The organism is Mammaliicoccus sp. A-M4 (genome assembly GCF_022386955.1).
GTDB lineage: Bacteria > Bacillota > Bacilli > Staphylococcales > Staphylococcaceae > Mammaliicoccus > Mammaliicoccus lentus.
This window is the reverse complement of sequence record NZ_JAJNHH010000015.1, coordinates 39977-61326: the sequence shown is the minus strand read 5'-3', so window position 1 is coordinate 61326 and position 21350 is coordinate 39977. Positions and strand designations below refer to the sequence as shown.

Genomic DNA, 21350 nt, shown 5'->3' with positions numbered 1-21350 from the left:
CACCTCTACAATATTTTCTTAGTCGATTACATTGTACTAAAGTGAGCTATATTTGGCTCTTTTTTTATTACACAATTATATGGACATATTCAAAAATATTGGGCTAACGTGCTTGTTTAGAAACTCTTGCCCGTTAGAAAATGTAACGTGCAAGACTGAAATAACTAGCCCGTTAGAGACGCAACTCCCTACAATTGTTATGTCTCAGACGCTTATTTTATTATACTAATTATTAGTTTCATGATTTCGAATATATAAAGTTATAAGAAATTTGGGAGGATTACTATGGAAAAGACGTTTAAACATAATGCTTATGGTTTTAAATTTAAAGGAGACTATCAAAATAAAATAGCTGGATTGAATTCTGTTGGATATGAGCTACGTAAAGAACATGACTATCATTGGCATGGTTTACATAGAGGAGAGAAAGATGTCTATATTTTTCAATATACCTTAAAAGGAGAAGGTGCTTTAAGTATAAATGGACGCACACATAGTATAAAACCGGGTGAAGCTTTCTTTGTTCGTGTGCCGAGTGATCATAGATATTATTTACCTAAACATTCAAGCGAATGGGAATTTCTTTATTTCACAACTTATGGTAAAGAGGTCGAAAAGTTATCACAGCATATTTTTGATAATTATGGACACGTATTTAAATTATCCATTCACTCAGCTCCTATACAATATATATTAGAAACAATTGAAAAAGTTGAAACACTAGGTATTAATCATGGGTATGAAGCTTCTGCAAGTGCTTATACGTTTATGATGAAATACATAGAATACTTAGAATATGGTCAGCAGCAACCTAACAACTATCCTCTTTCTATAGCTAAGGCTATTCAATTTATTGAAAAGAATTATAAAGATGATATTTCTTTGGACGATATTGTAGAAGTTACTGATTTATCAAAATATCATTTTACAAGAGAGTTTAAAAAGTACATGAATGATACACCTATTAACTACCTAGCAAAAATAAGAATTAATAAAGCGCTTACGTATTTATCCATGAATGAAAAAAACATAGAATGGATAGCTCTTGAGGTTGGATTTAGCTCGAGTAATTACTTTAGTAAAGTGTTTAAAAAGGTAACTGGCGTATCTCCTAATAGTTATAGAAGAGAAACAACAGTGATGGCGGTAAATAAAATATTCTCAGACTAAAACGGCAATATATTACTCTTTTTAAAAATATTTACGATTGAATATAGTTCAATTTACAACTAATCTAGATATAAGCTATAGCGGTTACAAAATAATTTTCATAAACTTGATTATTATTTTTTAATTAAAAATATATTAGTTTTATAAAACATTTTAGTGAATGAACTATTGCTAGGAGGAGTAAATATAATGAGTAAGATAACATTTTTAGGCGCAGGCAGCACGGTTTTCGCAAAAAACATATTAGGTGACTGTATGACTGTAGATGCGTTACAAGATTTTGAATTTGCATTATATGATATAGACGAAGAGAGATTAAACGATTCAGAAATGATGTTAAACAACTTGAAAAATGGTATGGATTCTACTGTCACAGTAAAATCATATAAAAATCGTAAAGAAGCATTAAGAGGAGCAAAATATGTTATTAATGCAATACAAGTAGGTGGTTATGATCCAGCTACAATTACTGACTTCGAAGTACCTAAAAAGTATGGTCTAAGACAAACAATTGCAGATACTTTAGGTATTGGAGGTATTTTCCGTAATTTAAGAACAATACCTGTTATGCAAGAATTCGCAAAAGACATGAAAGAAGTTTGTCCAGACGCTTGGTTCTTAAACTATACGAATCCTATGGCGGTTTTAACAAACATCATGTTAAAAGAAGGAATCAAAACTATTGGACTTTGTCATAGTGTGCAAGTTTGTGCGAGCGAGCTGTTAGAGGCATTAGAACTACCAACTGATCGCATTCAAGCAAAAATTGCAGGTATTAACCACATGGCATGGTTGCTTGAAATAACACGCGATGGCGAAGATTTATATCCAGAAATTAAAAAACGTGCTAAAGAAAAACAAAAAACAACACATGACGACATGGTTCGTTTTGAATTAATGGATAAGTTTGGATATTACGTCACAGAATCATCTGAACATAATGCTGAATATCATCCATATTTCATTAAGAGTCAGTACCCTGAATTAATTGAAAAATTCAATATACCATTGGATGAATATCCAAGACGTTGTGTAAATCAAATTGAAGATTGGCAACATATGCGTGACGATATTGTAAACAATCAAAACTTAACGCATGAACGTTCACACGAATATGGTTCTTATATCATCGAAGCGATGGAAACAAATAAACCTTATAAAATTGGTGGTAACGTATTAAATACAGGTGGATTGATTAGTAATTTACCAGAAAATACAGTAGTGGAAGTTCCTTGTTTAGTAGATGCTAGCGGAATTGCGCCTACTTATGTTGGTGAATTACCAGAACAATTGGCTGCACTGAATAGAACGAATATTAATACACAGTTGCTAACAATTGAAGCGGCATTAACACAAAAGAAAGAAAAAATTTATCAAGCAGCTATGTTAGATCCGCATACAGCTTCTGAATTGTCTATGGATGATATTATTTCACTTTGTGACGATTTAATTGAAGCACATGGCGACTGGTTACCAACTTACGAATAATAGTGAAATCAACAATAATATCAGACAAAAATATCACACTATTTTGTAAGCGCTTTTAAATGGTGTTATAACTCAAGGGGGGCTTTTTTTGGAAAGTCAAGTAACCCGTAAAGCAAAATATTCTTTCGGTATCGGTGCGTTTGGTAAAGACTTAGTTGTTGGCCTTACAGGAACATTTTTAATGTTTTACTTCACCGATGTATTAGGTATTGCAGCAAGTTTCGTAGGTACATTATTTTTCGTTGCGCGTATTTGGGATGCTATTAATGACCCGGTAATGGGAATGATTGTAGATAAAACAAAAACTAAATGGGGTAAATTTAGACCATGGTTAGTTATTGGTACGTTAATCAACTCTGTTGTAACAGTTATTATGTTCACAAACTTTGGGTTAACTGGAACAAGTTTATATGTATTTGTATCAATACTCTATATTTTATGGGGAATGACATACACGATGATGGATGTTCCTTATTGGTCTTGGTTGCCTAATTTAACGAATAACCCAGTTGAAAGAGAAGAAGTTTCAATCATACCACGTGTATTCGCGAGTATGGCTAATTTACTTATCGGTACGGCTGGACTAGCTATCGTAATGTATTTTGACAATATATTTGGTAACGGCGATCAATCTGCAGGATTCTTTGTTATGACAGCTATTATAGCTGTCATATTCGTCATTGCGATATTAATTACTGTAAGAAACGTATACGAAGCACCTACAAATATAGATACAGGCATCACTTTAAGATTTAAAGACATATGGAGAATTTTATTTACTAATAAAGAATTGTTAGCATATATAGGTATTTTAGTTACATTTTTCTTGAGTCTGCAAATTCTAGGTAACGTGGCTATATATTATTTTAGCTATGTAGCAGAATCTAAAGCATTATTCGCATTATTTAATGCGATGGGATTCATGGAAATTATAGCATTGTTACTATTCCCTAAAGTTGCTAAATGGTTAACGAGAGAAGCTGTATTTCCAATAGCAGCAATTTCTTTAACTATAGGATTAATTATTATATTATTTGCTGGTTATATCGCACCAACAGCAGCAATCCCTGTTATGGTTGGAACAGCGTTTATTAAAATAGGAACTGGCTTTATTATGGGAATTATTACAGTATCTATAGCAGACGTTATAGACTATAGTGATATGAAATTTGGTCAAAGAAATGAAAGTGTTATTACATCTACACAAACATTTTTAATGAAAACAGCAATGGCTGTCGCAGCACTATTTACAGGCTGGGGACTAGATTTATTTGGTTATCAGCCAGGCGAAGTTCAAACTGAACACACAAAAAATGGATTGCGTTTTATTATGATTGCATTGCCAATCATAAGTGTTATCGCTAGTTATATCATTTATAAATTTAGTTATAACTTAAAAGGTGACTACATAAGAGATGTAGTAAATGTATTAAACCTTCGTAATAAGAAAAGAAAGTTATAATATAGGAAATGTCTTGGAGAATATGAACAAGGCTCCCAATTACTTGGATTGGGAGCCTTGTTTTTATTGGATAAAGGTATTTTATTCTGAGTAACTTCTTAATGTATTATCCATTAAATCCCATGCTAAATCGAGATTAACAGCTGTTGCAAAAAGAGCGTTTGTTTCTTTATTATATGTGTCATTTAAATCAACTGACATAGTACCGTATGTTAATTCGCTTTGATTTTCAATTTGGATGTATGTTTTTTGTAACTCAAATATTTCTGGATTTAATAAATATAAGATTGTACAAGCGTCGTGTATAGGACCGCCATCCATATCAAATTGTGATTTATATGTAGATTTAAAGAATTTTAATAATTCTACAACGAAATTAGAAACTTTATTATCTATTTTACTGAAGCGGTCGATAACTAAATCATCTGCTAATAATTGATGTGTTGCATCTAAACCAAAGACTACAACTGGGATACCACTTTCAAAAACTCTTCTAGCTGCTTCTGCATCTACCCAAATATTAAATTCAGCAGTAGGTGTCCAGTTACCGAATGTGCCACCGCCCATAATTACGATTTCATCAATGTTCTCTGCTATTTTAGGTTCTCTAATAAGTGCCATTGCTACGTTTGTAAGTGGGCCAGTAGCAACCAATGTAACAGCTTCATCGCTGTTTAAGACAGTTTCCACAATAACATCTACACCATGTTTATCAGTTGATTTGAGATTAGGTATTTTAGGTAACTCTGGACCATCTAATCCACTTTCACCGTGAATACTTTCAGCAAACTCTGCTTCTTTAATAAGAGGTCTTGTAGCACCTGTTGAGACTGGAATATCTCCTCTATTAATAATATCTAATACGTTTAATGCGTTATTTGTATTCTTATCGACTGATTGATTTCCTGCAACTGTTGTGACTGCTAATATGTCTAATGGACTTGTTTTAGCACCTGCTAATATTAGAGCGATAGCATCATCGTGTCCTGGATCACAGTCCATAATAATTTTTCTTTCTTTTGCCATTTTATTAACCCTTCCTTCTTTATAAAAGATTCTACACTATTATACTAAAACGTTTACATTACAACAAAGTAAACGTTTCTTTATATATAAATGTAATTATTTTGAAATGTAGTCTTGTGTTTTTGTGAATTAAAGTTTATAATTTTAAATCGTAAACGTTACTATTTGAAGAGGAGTGTTTTAGATGAAGAAATGGACGGGCTTATTTGCAATCATTTTCGTCTGTGCAATGTTACTTGCTGCATGTAACCAAGGCGACAGTAACAAAGGTAGTAAAAGCGACTCAGATAAATTGCAAATTAAAACAACAGTTTATCCGCTAAAATCTTTTATTGAACAAATCGGTGGAGAACATGTTGAAGTAGAATCTATTTATCCACCAGGTACGGATTTACATAGTTATGAACCTACACAAAAAGATATTTTAAATGCGAGCAAAGCAGATTTATTCGTATACACTGGTGACGATTTAGATCCAGTTGCGAAAAAAGTCGCATCTACTATTAAGAAAGATGATAAAAAATTATCATTACAAAATAGTATTGATCAATCTGAATTATTAACTGATCAACATGAACATGGTGAAGAGCATGACCATGAAGGGCACGGCCATGAGCATGGTGAAAGTCATGAAGAACACGAACATGAAGGACACGATCACGAACATCATCATCATGGCGGTTATGACCCACACGTATGGTTAGATCCACAAATAGACCAAGATTTCATCAAAGGTATTAAAGATGAATTAGTTAAAAAAGACCCAGATCACAAAGATGAATATGAAAAGAATTTCAAAAAATTAAATAAAGATTTAGAAAATATCGATAAAGATATGAAGAAAGCAACAAAAGGGCATGAGGGAGATACTGTATTCATTTCTCACGAATCATTGGGTTATTTAGCTCATCGTTATGGATTCGTACAAAAAGGCGTACAAAGTATGAATGCTGAAGATCCGTCACAAAAAGAATTAACTGAAATTGTTAAAGAAATTAGAGATACAGATGCAAAATATGTATTGTATGAAAACAATATTTCAGGAAAAGTAACTGACACAATTAGAAAAGAAACAGATGCTAAACCACTTACATTTAACAACATGGAATCATTATCGAAAGAACAATTAAATGACAAAGATATTTCTTATCAATCATTTATGAAAGAAAACATTAAAAACATCGAGAAAGCTTTAAATGATAAAATTAAAACTAAAGACGAGAAAAAAGAAGCAGCACACGATAAAGCAATTGAAAATGGCTACTTCAAAGATAAACAAGTTAAAGATCGTGAACTATCAGATTACGAAGGTGACTGGCAATCAGTTTATCCACTTTTAAAAGACGGTACACTAGATGAAGTATTTAAACATAAAGCTGAAGACGGTAAAATGTCAGCTAAAGAATACAAAGAGTACTATGACAAAGGATATAAAACAGACGTAGAAAACATTAAAATCGAAGGTAATCAAATCAGTTTCACTAAAGATGGAAAAACATCAACTGGTGAATATGAATATGATGGTTACGACATTCTTAAATACGAAAAAGGAAATAGAGGCGTAAGATATAGCTTTAAATTAAAAGGTGACTCAAACGATGACTTACCTAAATATGTACAATTTAGCGATCACAATATCTATCCTAAAAAATCAGCTCACTTCCATATCTTTACTGGAAATGACAAAGATAAAGTATTAAAAGAATTAGACAACTGGCCAACATATTACCCTTCAAAACTGTCTAAAGATGAAGTTAAAGAAGAAATGTTAGCTCATTAATAACAAAAAGCAGAGAAACCTTATTGAATTGAGGTTTCTCTGTTTTTTATTTTTGGTATTTGATTATATTGTGACAAGTTTAGAATAATGTTTTAAACTAATAGTAAAATAACCCAAAAAGGGGATAGATAGTATGTTTGGTTATTATAGTAAACTTTCTTCAGAAGTCTATGATATTGATAAATATATCGGACACTCATTTGGTGATGTAGAATTTTATAAAGATAGATTAAAATCTTGTACGGGACCTATTCTTGAACCGGGAGTTGGTACTGGGAGGCTACTCATTCCTCTTTTAGAAGAAGGTTTGAAAGTTACTGGCTTGGATTTCTCGGAAGAAATGTTAGAAATATGTAGAAAAAACTGTGAAAAACAAGGATTGAATCCTAAGATATTTAAAGGAAAAATGGAATCATTTTTATTAAATGCAGAATATGAAGCCATAATTGTGCCTACAGGAACATTTTTATTACTACATGAAAGAGAAGATTCCTTTAATGCTTTAAATAATTTTTATAATCATCTTACTGATGGTGGTAAGTTGATTGTAGATATATTTTTACAAACGGACTTAAAGGTTGACAATACCTCAACTAGAGTTTGGGAAAATCAGAATTCCGAAAAAATCACATTAGAGAGTAAATTAATTGAGATTGATTATATCCATCAACATACAACATCTCATAATAGATATGAAAAATGGCGTAATGGTGAATTGATACAGACAGAATTAGAACAATTTTCGATTCGTTGGTATGGAATTGAAGAATTTAAAATGATACTTGAACATATCGGATTTGAAAACATAATAATTTCAGCTGACTATGAACATGGAAAATATCCTACAAGTTCAACACAAACTATAACATTTGAAGCTACTGCTAATAAATAGTGACACCGGAATTTGAAGGAAATCATTGGTCACATCATGACTACAATCATCAATAATGAGGGGATTGGTGTATCCATTATAATTAATATTTGAAAGGGGGGCTTTAAATGTGAATAATATATATGACCATCCTGATTTCTTTGAAAGTTATAAGAAAAAAAGACAAAATGATTTGAGTTACAATGAAGTAGTCGAGATGCCTGAAGTAAAGCGTGCTATGCCTGTGATAAAAGGTAAAGCAGTGTTAGATATTGGATGTGGTATGGGGAATTTAATTCAATATATTTTGGATTATGAACCTGCAAGGGTAGTAGGTATAGATCAGTCTCAAAAGATGATAAGCGAATGTCGGGAACATTTTAACACTGAACAAGTGGATCTTCATTGTACAAATTTTATGGATTTTAAATGCGAAGAAACTTTTGATGTTGTTGTCTCGTCACTCGTATTACATTATATAGAAGACTTTAATTTATGTTGTCAAAAAATCAGTGAATTGTTGAATAAAGATGGGACGTTATTATTCACAATGGAGCATCCTATACAAACGGCTACAATGGATCCGGAAGTAAAGAAAGAGGATAGTGATGGTGTTTATTTAAGAATGGAACATTACTTTGATGAAACAAGTCGAACTTCATATTGGTTGGATCAAAATGTTAAAAAATATCATCATACAATCGAAACAATTTTTAATAATTTAATTCAGCATGGTCTTGAAATTCAATATGTTAAAGATTTAGGTCAATCAGAGGAAGTTTTTCAATATTTTGATGAGAAACGAATTAATAAATTAAAGCAATTTCCTCCATTTTTAATGGTTAAAGCTAAGAAACAATAATTATTTGACTAACCATGTGTTTCTATATATCGTTAAACTGTATAAAATGCGGAAGGGTGATTGTGTGGTAAAACGTTTGATAAGTGCTAATGCATCTGATATTTCAAAGTTTTCGAAAGAAGAACTAAAACAAAGCATTAAAGCTAGTGAAGGTAGAACAGTGTTAAGTGAGAACATTGTTGTACACGATCCAGCGCTTGTACTAGATGTTACAAATGCAGAAATGGCAACTGCTTTTGGTGCGGATATGATTTTATTAAATGCTTTTGATGTCGTGAACCCAGAAATAAAGGGATTATATAACAAAGAATATCAAGGTACCGGAGAGCCAATTAAAGATTTAAAAAATCTAGTAGGCAGACCTATTGGCGTTAACTTAGAACCTGTAGATGACGAAGCCAAAATGGCCGAATCGAAATTAGAAATATCGTACGGTAGAAAAGCAACAGAAAAAACATTTAAGCACGCAAATGAACTAGGATTTGATTTTGTATGTTTAACAGGTAATCCAGCTACAGGTGTAACGAACCTAAATATATTAGAAGCAATTGAAACAGCAAAAAATCATTTTGATGGATTGATTATAGCGGGTAAAATGCACGGTTCAGGTGTAGACGAAGCAGTAGTCGATTTAGAAGTTATAACGCGATTTGTAGAAGCGGGTGCTGATATCATACTTGTGCCAGCAGTAGGAACAGTTTGGGGTGTGTCCGAAGAAGAAGTTCGTGAAGCAGTAAAAGTTGCACATCAACACGGAGCGCTTGTTATGAGTGCCATTGGAACATCACAAGAAAGCGCAGATGAATCTACTATTAAAGAAATGGCTATAAAAAATAAAACATTAGGCGTAGACATACAGCATATTGGAGATGCAGGATACGGTGGTCTAGCACCAGTCGAAAACATATACGCACTAAGCAAAGCGATAAGAGGACAAAGACATACAGTCTCAAGAATAGCACGATCCATTAATCGTTAATAAGAAAATAAAAACGAACCACCACTCAATTAAAGAAGAATTGAGTGGTGGTTTTTTGTGAAATAAGGATAAACTACGTTGCACGTGGGTGTCCACTTGCAAATTAGCTTATCGTTATTGACACGTTTGGCAAGAAAAGACAATAAGGCCATCGTTATTCTCGAAATATTATATTTCCGTATTCAATACATAACTTCCGGAGTAATACGGAAGTATCCAAGATGCTATACCTAATTGTAAACGTTTACAATAAAAGTGTATCTAATATAACAAGTTCACAAGGAGGAAGATATGAATGTCTAAATTACGCGATGACTTTCTGTGGGGTGGAGCTGTTGCTGCTCACCAACTTGAAGGTGCTTGGCAAGAAGATGGTAAAGGAATTAGTGTTGCTGATGTTATGACAGCAGCTTCTCATGGTCATCATAGAGAAATTACCAATGGTGTAATCGAAGGCAAAAATTACCCGAACCATGAAGCGATAGATTTTTATCATCGATATAAAGAAGATATTAAATTATTTAGTGAAATGGGCTTCAAATGTTTTAGAACATCTATAGCTTGGACAAGAATATTCCCAAATGGTGATGAGTTAGAACCAAATGAGAAAGGTCTTCAATTTTATGATGATCTATTTGACGAATGTTTAAAATACGGTATCGAACCAGTCGTAACACTTTCTCATTTTGAATTGCCTTATCATTTAGTAACAGAATATGGTGGTTTCCGAAACCGTAAAGTAATAGATTTCTTCGTTCGTTTTGCAGAAGTTTGTTTTAAACGTTATAAGAATAAAGTTAAATATTGGATGACATTTAATGAAATAAACAACCAAGCTAATTACAACGAAGATTTTGCGCCTTTTACAAATTCAGGCGTGAGATATAAAGAAGGTGAAGATAGAGAACAGATTATGTATCAAGCTTCACACTATGAACTAGTTGCAAGTGCTAAAGCGGTAAAAATTGGTCATGATATTAATCCGGAATTCGAAATAGGTTGTATGATTGCGATGTGCCCAATTTACCCTGCAACGTGTAATCCTAAAGATATATTAATGGCTCAAAAAGCTATGCAAAAAAGATACTATTTTACAGATGTTCATGTACACGGTTCTTATCCAAGTCACATGCAGCAATATTTCAAGAATAAGTCTTTTAATTTAGATATTACAGAAGAAGATTTGAATGATTTACAGGAAGGAACTGTAGATTATATTGGCTTTAGTTACTATATGTCATTTGCAATTTCACATGAACAATCTAACGAATATTATGATTATGTTGAAACGAGAGATTTAGTAAGAAATGAATATGTAAAAGCTTCTGACTGGGGATGGCAAATTGATCCAGAGGGGTTACGTTTTTCGTTGAACTGGTTTACTGATATGTACCAATTGCCTTTATTTATTGTAGAAAATGGTTTTGGTGCAATTGATGAAGCTGGGGAAGATGGCATAATACATGATGATTATCGAATAGAATATTTGAAAGCACACATAGAACAATTTATTAAAGCTGTTGAAGAAGATGGTGTGAACTTAATGGGTTATACACCATGGGGATGTATAGATTTAGTTTCTGCAGGAACTGGAGAAATGAAAAAGCGTTATGGATTTATTCATGTTGATAAAGATAATGAAGGTAATGGAACTTTAGAGCGGTCTAGAAAAGATTCATTCTATTGGTACAAAAAAGTCATTCAATCTAACGGTGAAAATTTATAAAAATCGGAGGTAATAAATATGAAAAAAGTATTAATAATTTGTGCAGCAGGAATGTCATCTTCACTGATGGCAAAGAAAACAACAACATTTTTAAAAGAAAAAGGTCATGAAATAGAAGTGGATGCAATTTCAGCAAATGAAGGTGGAAAAATGATTGAAAAGCAATCATTTGATTTATATTTAGTCAGTCCACAAACAAAAATGTATTATAAAAAGTTAAAAGAAACAGGTGATAAAGTAAATAAACCTGTTGTTAATATACCAGCACAGGCTTATGTTCCAATTCCAATGGGGATTGAAAAATTAGCAAACCTGATTTTAAAAGAAACAGAATAATCAGTATAATATTCTCTATGAAATGAGGGGAGCTTATGCTAAGTCAGAGAGAAATAGATATACTCAGTTATTTATCACAACGACGCAATGAGTTTGTTAAAAGTTCAGAAATAGCATCAATGTTAGAGATATCAGATAGAACAGTTAGGAAATACATCAAACAACTTAAACCCGAAGTTCAAAAGAACGGTGCCACACTTATCTCAAAACAAGGATTTGGTTACTTTTTAAAGGTAGATTTAGTGATAGAGTTTGAAAAATTTTTAAAACAATATTTATCTTTAGATGAATCTAAACAAGAAAATATCAATGATGCAAAAGATCGACAGTATTATATATTGAATTTACTTCTTTTTAATAAAAAATGTATGACTATTGAGAAATTAAGTAATCAATTGTATATATCACGATCTACTATTTCACAAGATATTTCAAGTATAAAGAAATTAATTGCGCATTATAATTTAGAACTTGTTAGTAAACAGCAAAACGGTCTAGTTATAAAAGGTGATGAAAGAGATAAAAGACATTTTATAATGGATTATTTCTTGGGAAATAGTTTTTTTAGTTCGATAAATAAGTATTTTCAAGATACACCACTCTTACAACAAATTAATATGGAAGAATTAGCAATCATTGTTGTGGATGAGACGAGAGAATCAAAAGTTTATTTGTCAGATTATATATTGCAAAACTTAGTATTACATTTAGGTTTGATGATTAGAAGGCTTTTGGATGGATATTCTTTAAATACTATCACATCTAATGAAGAAGTATTAACAGAAAAAGAGATGATTGTAGCTAAAAAAATCCTTTCTAGAGTCGAAAGGATTTATCAAATTTCTTTTCCTGAAGAAGAAGCGAAATATATAAGTTTGCATATTATGAGTAAAGGTACAAAACAGTTACAAAGTCACTCACAAAGTAATTTGTCTAAACGTGTTGAAAAGATTTTGAAAGAGATTGAAACAGATTTCGACTATCCAATGTCTTCAGACAATCAATTATTATATGGACTTGTTACTCATTTAGAACCACTTTTGAAGCGAGTTCAAAATGGAATACATTTAGAGAATCCTATTTTGAATGATATACGAAATCAAAATAATGATGTACTTGAAATGACAAGGCAATATTTTAGTCAATTACAAGAATTAAAGGACCAAAATGTGAGCGATGGCGAGTGGGCATATTTAACGCTTCACTTACTAGCAGCTATAGAAAAATATGAACAGCGAGAAAAATTAAATGTATTGATAATTTGTGCGACTGGATATGGAAGTGCACAAGTATTAAAAGTTCGTGTTGCACGAGAATTTAACATGCAAATGAACATTGTAGATGTCATTAGTTATTATGAAATAACGGATAAAAAGCTAGAATCAATAGATTTAATTATATCTTCTATTGATTTATCAACAATTGTATTTAAAGTACCTGTCATTCAAGTGAATGTATTGTTAAATGAAGTAGATATAAGAAATATTAATACATACATTCAACAGCAAGACACGAAACGATTGCAGAGTCATCAATTGGAAGATAAAGATAACGTGCAGTTACAGCAATATAGTTATTATTTTGACCAATATTGTAGCGATTATTTATTTAATTATATTGAAGGATCAATAGACAAAGAAAGTATTTATAATCGCCTAATTCAACAATTAAGTATTAAAGAAGATAGAGATTTTGAATGTAAGCTGAGAAATCAACTTGCCTATAGAGAAGAATTAAGTACGGTGTTATTTAGTGAGGCAGTAGCAGTGCCGCATACTGCCCAACCTGTAGGAGATTATTCGAGTATTGCAGTTGCAATTATTCCTGAAGGTATATATTGGAATGATGCATATCAGAACATTAAAGTGGTCATCATGCTTTCTCCTTCAAAATATAATGATAATGAATTAAAAACGATTATCGATGTCATAGTAAATTTGATCGACTCTGAAGAAAATATACAGAAGCTGATGGAATGTAAAACTTATCAAATGTTTAAAGATTTTATGATAAATCAATATCGTTAATAAAGGGGATTAGCTTATGGAACAGGAAGATATTCAAGTAGTTGCGTTTGAGATTATTTTACACAGTGGAACAGCTCGAACGACGATACATGACGCATTTAAAAATATGCGTGAAGAAAAATATGAAATTGCATTTGAACAGTTAGAAGATGCTAATGAAGAGATTACGTTAGCACATCAATCGCAAACTGAGTTATTACAGAAGTATGCGTCTGGTGAATCTATCAATATGGAAATAATAATGGTTCACGCACAAGATCATCTCATGACGACGATGACTTTAAAAGAAGTTGCATCTGAAATGTTACACCTTTATAAAAAAGTAAATGAAACTGCTTAAATGAGGGATGAAAATGAATAAAAAGACAAAAGCAACATTTGAAAAGAATAGAAAAGAGACGAGTATAAAGTCTATGTATTTCAATCGATACTTATTGGTGAGATACGCTTCAGCACTATTTTTCTTTTCTAATTTATATTGGTTTTTCTATCTTATAACGAGTCGTTCATGGACATTTGTTATACCTCTTCTAATGATGATTATCATTTTAATTAGCGTAGCAGAACAAGTGAAAATGTATGGAAATCACTCTAATAATGCTAAGTATACGTTTTATTGTTTTAGGATTTTAACTGGCGTGAATTTATTGATCATACCAATTGTTTTATTTACACCGATGTTTGAACAGTTATATCCATTTATGATTAATCAATACGCATCAAGATTACTCATTATTTGTGTTTTAGCAGTTGGTATTTTAATAAGTGGATTTATTTTATTTAGATTAAACAATATTAGACAAGACAAAGATTGGCACTATAAACGATTGAAAAAATTTGAAAATGCTATGAATTAACATAGAAAAGGGGTCTTTTTATGGAATCAGAAAATAAAGTATTCGCATTTTTAGAGAAATACTTGATGGGTCCGATGGGGAAAGTAGCTTCGTTTAGAATAGTAAGAGCGATTATGGCCGCTGGGATGGCGTGTATACCTTTTACAATTGTAGGATCTATGTTTTTAGTATTAAATGTTATACCACAGACTTTTACGTTTTTAGAAGGATTCTGGAACAGTACGTTTTTTAAGATTGGCGATTTATACATGTTAGCCAATAAAGCGACAATGGGAATATTAGCATTATATTTCTGTTTAGTTATTGGATATGAATATACGAAGATTTATGCTGATGAAGAAGATTTAAATGTTAACCCATTAAACGGAGCATTGTTATCAATGTTTGCTTATTTTATGGCCATCCCACAATTAGTGATGGAAGATGGCAAAATGGTTTTGGTTAATATTGCGAATAAAGATATGAATATATTTAAAGGTTGGGAGATGTCTGCAGATGGTGTGACTAGACTAGGTACAACTGGGATATTTACAGCAATTATTATGTCTATTATTGCAGTACAATTGTATAGGTTATGTGTGAAACGTAAATGGATAATTAAAATGCCAGAAGCAGTACCAGAAGGTGTTTCAAGATCATTTACAGCGCTTATTCCAGCATTTTTAGTAGCGTTTGTCATATTAACTTTTACAGGTATACTAGTAGCATTTAATACAGATATTTTTAAAATTATTGCAGTTCCCTTTGGTTTCGTAGTTAACTTAACGAGTAGTTGGGCTGGTATACTAGTCATTTACTTCTTAATACATGCACTTTGGATAGTAGGCATACATGGAGCAAACATTATTGGTGCTTTTATTACACCAATTGTATTATCAAATATGCAATTAAATATTGATGGTGCGAATATACCATTTGCAGGTGAGTTCCAAAATACTTTTGTAATTATAGGTGGATCTGGTGCAACACTAGGTTTATGTCTCTTTATTGCATTGTTAGCAAAGTCAGAACAATTAAAAGTATTGGGTAAAGCTTCATTAGTTCCTGGCATATTTAATATTAATGAACCCCTCGTGTTTGGATTGCCAATAGTTTATAACCCGTTTTTAGCGATACCATTTTTCTTAGCACCTATGGTTTCAGCATCAATTGGATATTGGACAATTAAATTAGAACTTGTAAAACCAATCATTGCACAAGTACCATGGCCGTCTCCAATTGGTTTTGGCGCATTTATAGGCACAGCAGGTAGTTTAATGGCAGTATTTGTATCAATAATATGCGCTATAGTCGCATTCTTAATTTGGTTACCATTCATTAAAATATATGACAGTAAATTAGTAGAACAAGAAAAAGGTAATGATGCTTTAATTTAATAGATGAACGAGGTAGCGTGACAGGAATCTCATTATAATGAAACAGTCCGAGACATTTATATATGCCTTGGATTGTTTTTTTATGTATAAGCGCTAGGAATGGACTCATAAAAGTTGCAAGACGAAGGGAGCATGTACTTAGCGTTTTCCTTATTGCCAAGACTCATAAGAAAAGGCAACAAGCATCCACAAAAAATTCTGATTTGTCTAACCAACTCTCTATATGTTCAATATCTTCTTTTAATTAATCAATAATATATTATTTTAGTTTGCAATAATAATTAAATTTATTTATTTTTAGAAAACTAAAGTAAAATTTTAAAATTATAGTATAATGGTCTTTGATTAAATTTATTCATAGGAGGTTAATTATGAAGGAATTCTTCCAATATTATAAACCCTATAAAGGATTATTTTTCTTAGATTTTGGTTCAGCTGTGTTTGTAGGTATATTAGAACTCATTTTTCCATTAATTACGAGTATATTTATAGACCGTTTGCTACCAACTAAGAATTGGAGTTGGATTGTAATATTTGTTTTTATTTTATTATTCATATACGTTGTTGAATCTGTATTAAAATTCATCGTAACGTATTGGGGGCATAAACTGGGGACTAATATTGAAAGAGACATTCGTAATGAACTGTATGAACATATTCAAAAAATGAATTTTGGATTTTTTGATAACCAGAAATCGGGTAAAATTATTGGTCGTTTAACGAATGACTTGATGGATATTGGGGAAGTAGCCCATCATGGACCTGAGGATATATTCGTAGCACTTATGACGTTGATTGGTTCATTTGTTATCATGTTAACAATTGATGTGAAATTAGCATTGATTACTTTCTGTGTTATACCGATTATTTTTGTACTGACTATTTATTTCAACCATAAAATGTCTGGAGCTTTTAAAAGTTTATTTAGTAACGTATCTAGATTTAACGAATTAATCTCAGATAATGTTGGTGGAATGAGACTTGTTCAAGCTTTTACAAATGAAGGTTATGAACTATCAAGATTTAAAAAAGTTAATGATAATTTTAGAGCAACTAAATTAAAAGCATATTCGTTCATGTCTTGGAATATAACAATCAGTCATATTGCACAAAAATTAACTATGATTTTCGTATTGATTATGGGAAGCTATTTCGTGTTAAATGGTTCATTGTCATACGGTGGTTTCGTAGCTTTTATTATGATTACGAATTTACTATTTAAACCTTTAGAAGCTATAAATATGATTATTGAGTTATTCCCGAAAGGTATTGCAGGGTTTAAAAACTTTAAAGAAATCGTAAATATGGATCCTGAAATTAAAGATAGTGAGGATGCTGTAGAGTTTACTGATGAACCGGACATCATAGAATATGAAAATGTATCATTTAAATACGGTGAAAAGTTAGTGCTAGATCAGTTATCAATTAAAATTGAACAAGGTGAAAAAATAGCGCTTGTAGGACCGAGTGGGGGAGGTAAAACAACGATTTGTTCGTTATTACCAAGGTTCTATGATCCTATAGAAGGTGCAGTTAAAATCAATAATAAAAATATTAAATCTTATACATTAGAATCTTTAAGAAAACAAATTGGTGTTGTTCAACAAGATGTATTCTTATTTGGTGGAACGTTAAGAGATAATATAATATATGGTAACTTAAACGCGACAGAAGTAGAAATCAATGAAGCTGTCGACCAAGCGCAGTTAAGATCATTTGTAGATGAATTACCAGCTGGCTTAGATACAGTTGTCGGAGAACGAGGAACGAAACTTTCAGGTGGACAAAAACAACGTATTTCAATCGCGAGAATGTTCTTGAAAAACCCACCAATCATTATATTAGACGAAGCAACAAGTGCTCTAGATGTAGAAACAGAAAATAAAATACAGTCAGCATTCAAAAATCTATCACAAGGTAGAACATCATTAATCATTGCACATAGATTAAGTACGATTAGACACGTAGATAGAATTGTATTTATAGAACAAGGACAAATTAAGGAAATGGGTAGCCATGATGAACTGATGGCACAAGGTGGTAAATATAAAGACTTATATATGTCGCAATTTGAACAATTAGAAGATTTTTAGTGAGAGAACTTCATATCTATAATATTAAAAGAGTATAGCCTGTAATAAAAACCCTTAAAATCAAATGATTTTAAGGGTTTTTATAAATTATAATATCAAATTTAATTTATAATTTTTTTGTTGTTAATAATAAATATATAAAGAAAGGTGCCCCGAATGCAGCAATGAAAACACCTGCGGGTACTTCATTCGGTATAAAAATTGTTCGACCTATTAAATCGGCAATAACAATAGAAATTGCCCCACAAATTGCTGACATTAATAATCGTTTAAAGTAATTGGTTTTTATTAATGTTTTTGCTATATGTGGAGAAATTAAACCTACAAACCCTATGTTACCTACAAAGCTAATAGCAGATGCAGCGAGAATTGTACTGATTAACATTTGTAATAATTTTGTCTGATTGACTCTAAGCCCTAGACCTGTTGCAATATCATCATGCAACAGAGAGATTTTCATTCTCGGAATAATAATGATTAGTAAAGGTAGTATACAGAGTAAAAATGTCCCTAACATTAAGCTGTTTTCAAAAGTCGCACCAGATAAGCTACCAATAATCCAAGTATAAGCTTTCGATGCTGAAAGTTGTTTAGTCATAACAAGGATTCCGTTAACGAGTGCAGCAAACAATGTTTGTAAAGCTATACCGACTATGATTAGAGTTGTAGCTTGAATGTTTCCTTTTTGTTGAAAATAGAGAAGTAATATCATAGTCAGCGTGGCACCTGCTAAAGAAAATAACGGTAACCATATGATGCTTATATGAGTTAAAAAGGCGACGAACAATACTGCACCAAGAGTGGCCCCTCCTGTAATCCCAATGATATCAGGTGATGCAATTGGATTCTTTAAAATATTTTGTAAAATAAGACCACTTGCACCTAAAGCAGCACCCGCAACTATAGCAAGAATGATACGTGGTAAACGTAGTACTTCTATTGTGAATTGGTCTGGACTTTCAATAGGATTAAAGATATAAGATATAATTTTTATGGGTGAAATGAATGTTGATCCAGACATTAAACTTATGAATGACAGTATTAATAATATTATTAATGCGCTGATTAAACGATTTGTGTCTTGTTTAGATAGTGTCTCATTCATATGTTTTGTACGTCCTTCCTCATAATATATATAAGTGTAACCGCGCCGATTATTGCTGTGATAACACCAATTGGTAGTTCTAATGGTGCAATGATAATACGGGAAACGATATCTGATAACAACATGAGTATAGCGCCACTTATAGCGTTGAATGGTATTAAATATTTATAGTTTAGTGGCAATAATTTTTTGCTGATATTAGGTATTATTAGACCAACAAACATGATAGAACCGGCAATTGCTACTGATATTCCAGCAAGAATACTGATGATTAAAATTATAGTGAGTTTTGTTAATATAACTTTTTGTCCAAGCGATTTAGCAATATCATCACTAGTCATTAAAATATTTAAGTGTGCGGACATAAAAAACGCAATTAAAAGCGTAATAAAGATAATTGGTATCACCCATGGAAATTCCCATATATTACGAACTGATACGGAACCACTTAACCAAAATAAAAAACTTTGTAAATTACTTTCATTCATTATCATAATACCTTGCGTGAAAGCACTGAATAATGCAGAAATGGCAGCCCCTGCTAAAATAACTCGCTTGGGTGAAAAGCGTGCTTGTTTAAACATACCAAGGGTAACCACAATTATAGTAACTAAAATTGCACCGAAGAAAGATAGAAAAATTAAGAATTGAAAGGATTGTATACTAAATAGAGTTAAACCAACAATAACAAAAAATACAGCCCCAGCATTAACTCCAAAAAGTCCTGGCGATGCAATCGGGTTACGGGTCAATACTTGCATAAACAATCCTGATACTGCTAACGAAGCTCCTGTTAATAAAGCAATTATAGTTCTAGAAGAACGTGATTCAAAAACTAGAGTATGAATATCGTTTTTACTATCAAAGTGGAACAACGCTTGTATCAACTGAGGTAGTGATACAAGCGTATTTCCAATTGTTAAACTTAAAATTGTTATAATGATCAGACATAAACTAGAGAGCAATAATTTGTACTGCGGTTTAAGTAACATAATGAAGCTCCTTAAAAGTTAAGATTGTTTTTTAATGTCTAATTTATCGTATAAATCATCTATTAATTTAAGTGAAGATGTGTAACCACCAGCCATGTTCCAATTAATTTCATCGATATTATCTGAAACATGGTTTTCTTTGACTGCTTTTAAATTCTGCCACTGATTACTAGAAGTCCATTCTTCCTTTGTTTTTTCAGCCAACTTCTCATCCTTAGCAGATGTGTCGCTTTTAAATATGAAGATATGATCTGCATCCATTAGTGGAATACTTTCTTTAGTCGTTAACTGAATAATATCTTTTCCTTTACTAACTTGTTTTTCTTGTTCTTCGGGACGTTTAAAACCTAAATCATGTAAAATATCGCCAGCATAACCACTTGCGTAAATACGAGCATGATCTGCTCTGAAGTTAATAACGGAAGCTGAAACAGGCCATTTATCTCCGAATGTTCCTTTCGCATCTTTTTTGAATTGTGTAACTTTCTCATTATAATTTTTTAATAATTCATCTGCTTTTTTCTCTTTACCTAGAGCTTTACCCATCATTTCAAGAGTATCTTTGAACTTATATACGGTATTATGAGTTATAGTCGGTGCAATCTTAGAAAGTTGTTCATATTGCTTTTCGTTTCTTACTTTAGAAGCTACTATTAAATCAGGTTTTAATTTAGCAATTTCTTCTAAGTTAGGTGATGGCTCTTGACCAACAATTTTAGTGTCTTTTAAGTCTTCTTTTATGTAATCGTATTTTGGTTTTTGAGTCCAAGACTCAACAGCGCCCACTGGCTTAACATCTAAAGCAACGGCGACATCTGTTGCACCTTGATATAACGTAACAACACGTTTTGGTTTTCCTTTAATCTCCGTCGTTCCCATAGCGTGTTCGATTTTTACTGTCTCATTATCTTTTTTAGCTTCAGAAGATTTTTCTGAGTTGTTACTTCCACAAGCTGCCATCAATATGATGGATACTAGTGTAACTATAAATAATTTAGTTAGGTTTTTCATATTATATAATATCCTCCTTCGTTAATGATAATCATTATCATTACTATATATAAATATGTAACAGCTTTACTCGTATGTCAATAAAATTTTTTGCTATATTACGCTAAAAATTGGTTTTTATTAGAGGACTCATATAGTTAGAATAAAATATAAATTTTAAATCCTTAAGCTTATCTATAGACAATAATA

Annotated in this window: 18 protein-coding genes; 14 read left to right on the top strand and 4 right to left on the bottom strand. The window is 31.8% G+C overall.

What is annotated here, in order from left to right:
• The first annotated feature begins 285 nt into the window (after positions 1-285).
• The 3 genes from LQ682_RS12220 (at position 286) to melB (ending at position 4120) form a co-directional block, all read left to right on the top strand.
• Positions 286-1170 carry an AraC family transcriptional regulator gene (locus LQ682_RS12220; RefSeq protein ID WP_239724395.1) on the top strand — a complete coding sequence of 295 codons (885 nt, stop codon included), beginning with the start codon at positions 286-288 and terminating at the stop codon, positions 1168-1170.
• Positions 1171-1359: 189 nt separating this feature from the next.
• Positions 1360-2658 carry an alpha-glucosidase/alpha-galactosidase gene (gene melA, locus LQ682_RS12215; protein WP_103269256.1) on the top strand — a complete coding sequence of 433 codons (1299 nt, stop codon included), beginning with the start codon at positions 1360-1362 and terminating at the stop codon, positions 2656-2658.
• Positions 2659-2746: 88 nt separating this feature from the next.
• A complete protein-coding gene (gene melB / locus LQ682_RS12210) occupies positions 2747-4120 on the top strand; it encodes a melibiose:sodium transporter MelB (RefSeq protein WP_239724393.1) in 1374 nt (457 codons plus the stop codon).
• 81 nt (positions 4121-4201) lie between these two features.
• On the opposite strand, the gene LQ682_RS12205 is transcribed toward melB, so the two are convergent.
• Positions 4202-5146 (bottom strand): nucleoside hydrolase, encoded by a 945-nt coding sequence (locus tag LQ682_RS12205; protein ID WP_070045465.1) that lies wholly within the window; start codon positions 5144-5146, stop codon positions 4202-4204.
• A 184-nt stretch (positions 5147-5330) separates the two neighbouring features.
• On the opposite strand from LQ682_RS12205, the gene adcA reads away from it, so the two are divergent.
• The 11 genes from adcA to LQ682_RS12150 all read left to right on the top strand — a co-directional run bounded on the left by adcA (position 5331) and on the right by LQ682_RS12150 (position 18053).
• Entirely contained in the window at positions 5331-6926 is a 1596-nt protein-coding gene (adcA, locus tag LQ682_RS12200; protein ID WP_103269254.1) for a zinc ABC transporter substrate-binding lipoprotein AdcA, read from the top strand.
• A 133-nt stretch (positions 6927-7059) separates the two neighbouring features.
• Positions 7060-7818 (top strand): class I SAM-dependent methyltransferase, encoded by a 759-nt coding sequence (locus LQ682_RS12195; protein WP_070045469.1) that lies wholly within the window; start codon positions 7060-7062, stop codon positions 7816-7818.
• Positions 7819-7927: 109 nt separating this feature from the next.
• Positions 7928-8659: a class I SAM-dependent DNA methyltransferase gene (locus tag LQ682_RS12190; RefSeq protein WP_103269253.1), complete on the top strand. Its 732-nt coding sequence runs from the start codon at positions 7928-7930 to the stop codon at positions 8657-8659.
• Between the two features lie 64 nt (positions 8660-8723).
• Positions 8724-9638: a DUF7916 family protein gene (locus LQ682_RS12185; protein WP_103269252.1), complete on the top strand. Its 915-nt coding sequence runs from the start codon at positions 8724-8726 to the stop codon at positions 9636-9638.
• Positions 9639-9933: 295 nt separating this feature from the next.
• On the top strand, positions 9934-11364 hold the full coding sequence (locus LQ682_RS12180) for a 6-phospho-beta-glucosidase (protein ID WP_064204794.1): 1431 nt from the start codon (positions 9934-9936) through the stop codon (positions 11362-11364).
• An 18-nt stretch (positions 11365-11382) separates the two neighbouring features.
• Positions 11383-11700: a PTS cellobiose transporter subunit IIB gene (locus LQ682_RS12175; protein WP_016998452.1), complete on the top strand. Its 318-nt coding sequence runs from the start codon at positions 11383-11385 to the stop codon at positions 11698-11700.
• Between the two features lie 35 nt (positions 11701-11735).
• Complete coding sequence (locus LQ682_RS12170; RefSeq protein ID WP_016998451.1) at positions 11736-13727, top strand: BglG family transcription antiterminator; 1992 nt, start codon at positions 11736-11738, stop codon at positions 13725-13727.
• A 16-nt stretch (positions 13728-13743) separates the two neighbouring features.
• The gene (locus tag LQ682_RS12165) at positions 13744-14067 is read left to right on the top strand and encodes a PTS cellobiose transporter subunit IIA (RefSeq protein ID WP_016998450.1); all 324 of its coding nucleotides are present in this window, start codon (positions 13744-13746) and stop codon (positions 14065-14067) included.
• A gap of 13 nt (positions 14068-14080) precedes the next feature.
• Complete coding sequence (locus LQ682_RS12160; protein ID WP_016998449.1) at positions 14081-14584, top strand: hypothetical protein; 504 nt, start codon at positions 14081-14083, stop codon at positions 14582-14584.
• 20 nt (positions 14585-14604) lie between these two features.
• Positions 14605-15960 carry a PTS cellobiose transporter subunit IIC gene (celB, locus tag LQ682_RS12155; protein WP_016998448.1) on the top strand — a complete coding sequence of 452 codons (1356 nt, stop codon included), beginning with the start codon at positions 14605-14607 and terminating at the stop codon, positions 15958-15960.
• A gap of 368 nt (positions 15961-16328) precedes the next feature.
• The gene (locus LQ682_RS12150) at positions 16329-18053 is read left to right on the top strand and encodes an ABC transporter ATP-binding protein (RefSeq protein WP_026023582.1); all 1725 of its coding nucleotides are present in this window, start codon (positions 16329-16331) and stop codon (positions 18051-18053) included.
• A 106-nt stretch (positions 18054-18159) separates the two neighbouring features.
• Here the strand turns inward: LQ682_RS12150 and LQ682_RS12145 are convergent, their stop codons facing one another.
• From LQ682_RS12145 to LQ682_RS12135, 3 genes are read right to left on the bottom strand one after another with little or no spacing between them, the layout of a single operon-like run.
• Positions 18160-19158, bottom strand: a complete 999-nt coding sequence (locus LQ682_RS12145) for a FecCD family ABC transporter permease (RefSeq protein WP_070045478.1) — start codon at positions 19156-19158, stop codon at positions 18160-18162.
• Positions 19155-20150: a FecCD family ABC transporter permease gene (locus LQ682_RS12140; RefSeq protein ID WP_070045480.1), complete on the bottom strand. Its 996-nt coding sequence runs from the start codon at positions 20148-20150 to the stop codon at positions 19155-19157. The genes LQ682_RS12145 and LQ682_RS12140 overlap by 4 nt, the downstream gene beginning before the upstream one ends.
• Positions 20151-20168: 18 nt before the next feature.
• Complete coding sequence (locus LQ682_RS12135) at positions 20169-21161, bottom strand: ABC transporter substrate-binding protein (protein ID WP_070045481.1); 993 nt, start codon at positions 21159-21161, stop codon at positions 20169-20171.
• Positions 21162-21350: the final 189 nt, after the last annotated feature.

Coding starts and splice junctions, on each gene's coding strand:
- LQ682_RS12170 (WP_016998451.1), top strand. CDS start 11,736: ATGCTAAGTCAGAGAGAAATAGATATACTCAGTTATTTATCACAACGA.
- LQ682_RS12140 (WP_070045480.1), bottom strand. CDS start 20,150: ATGTTACTTAAACCGCAGTACAAATTATTGCTCTCTAGTTTATGTCTG.
- melA (WP_103269256.1), top strand. CDS start 1,360: ATGAGTAAGATAACATTTTTAGGCGCAGGCAGCACGGTTTTCGCAAAA.
- LQ682_RS12195 (WP_070045469.1), top strand. CDS start 7,060: ATGTTTGGTTATTATAGTAAACTTTCTTCAGAAGTCTATGATATTGAT.
- LQ682_RS12165 (WP_016998450.1), top strand. CDS start 13,744: ATGGAACAGGAAGATATTCAAGTAGTTGCGTTTGAGATTATTTTACAC.
- adcA (WP_103269254.1), top strand. CDS start 5,331: ATGAAGAAATGGACGGGCTTATTTGCAATCATTTTCGTCTGTGCAATG.
- LQ682_RS12175 (WP_016998452.1), top strand. CDS start 11,383: ATGAAAAAAGTATTAATAATTTGTGCAGCAGGAATGTCATCTTCACTG.
- LQ682_RS12135 (WP_070045481.1), bottom strand. CDS start 21,161: ATGAAAAACCTAACTAAATTATTTATAGTTACACTAGTATCCATCATA.
- LQ682_RS12145 (WP_070045478.1), bottom strand. CDS start 19,158: ATGAATGAGACACTATCTAAACAAGACACAAATCGTTTAATCAGCGCA.
- LQ682_RS12180 (WP_064204794.1), top strand. CDS start 9,934: ATGTCTAAATTACGCGATGACTTTCTGTGGGGTGGAGCTGTTGCTGCT.
- celB (WP_016998448.1), top strand. CDS start 14,605: ATGGAATCAGAAAATAAAGTATTCGCATTTTTAGAGAAATACTTGATG.
- LQ682_RS12160 (WP_016998449.1), top strand. CDS start 14,081: ATGAATAAAAAGACAAAAGCAACATTTGAAAAGAATAGAAAAGAGACG.
- LQ682_RS12220 (WP_239724395.1), top strand. CDS start 286: ATGGAAAAGACGTTTAAACATAATGCTTATGGTTTTAAATTTAAAGGA.
- LQ682_RS12205 (WP_070045465.1), bottom strand. CDS start 5,146: ATGGCAAAAGAAAGAAAAATTATTATGGACTGTGATCCAGGACACGAT.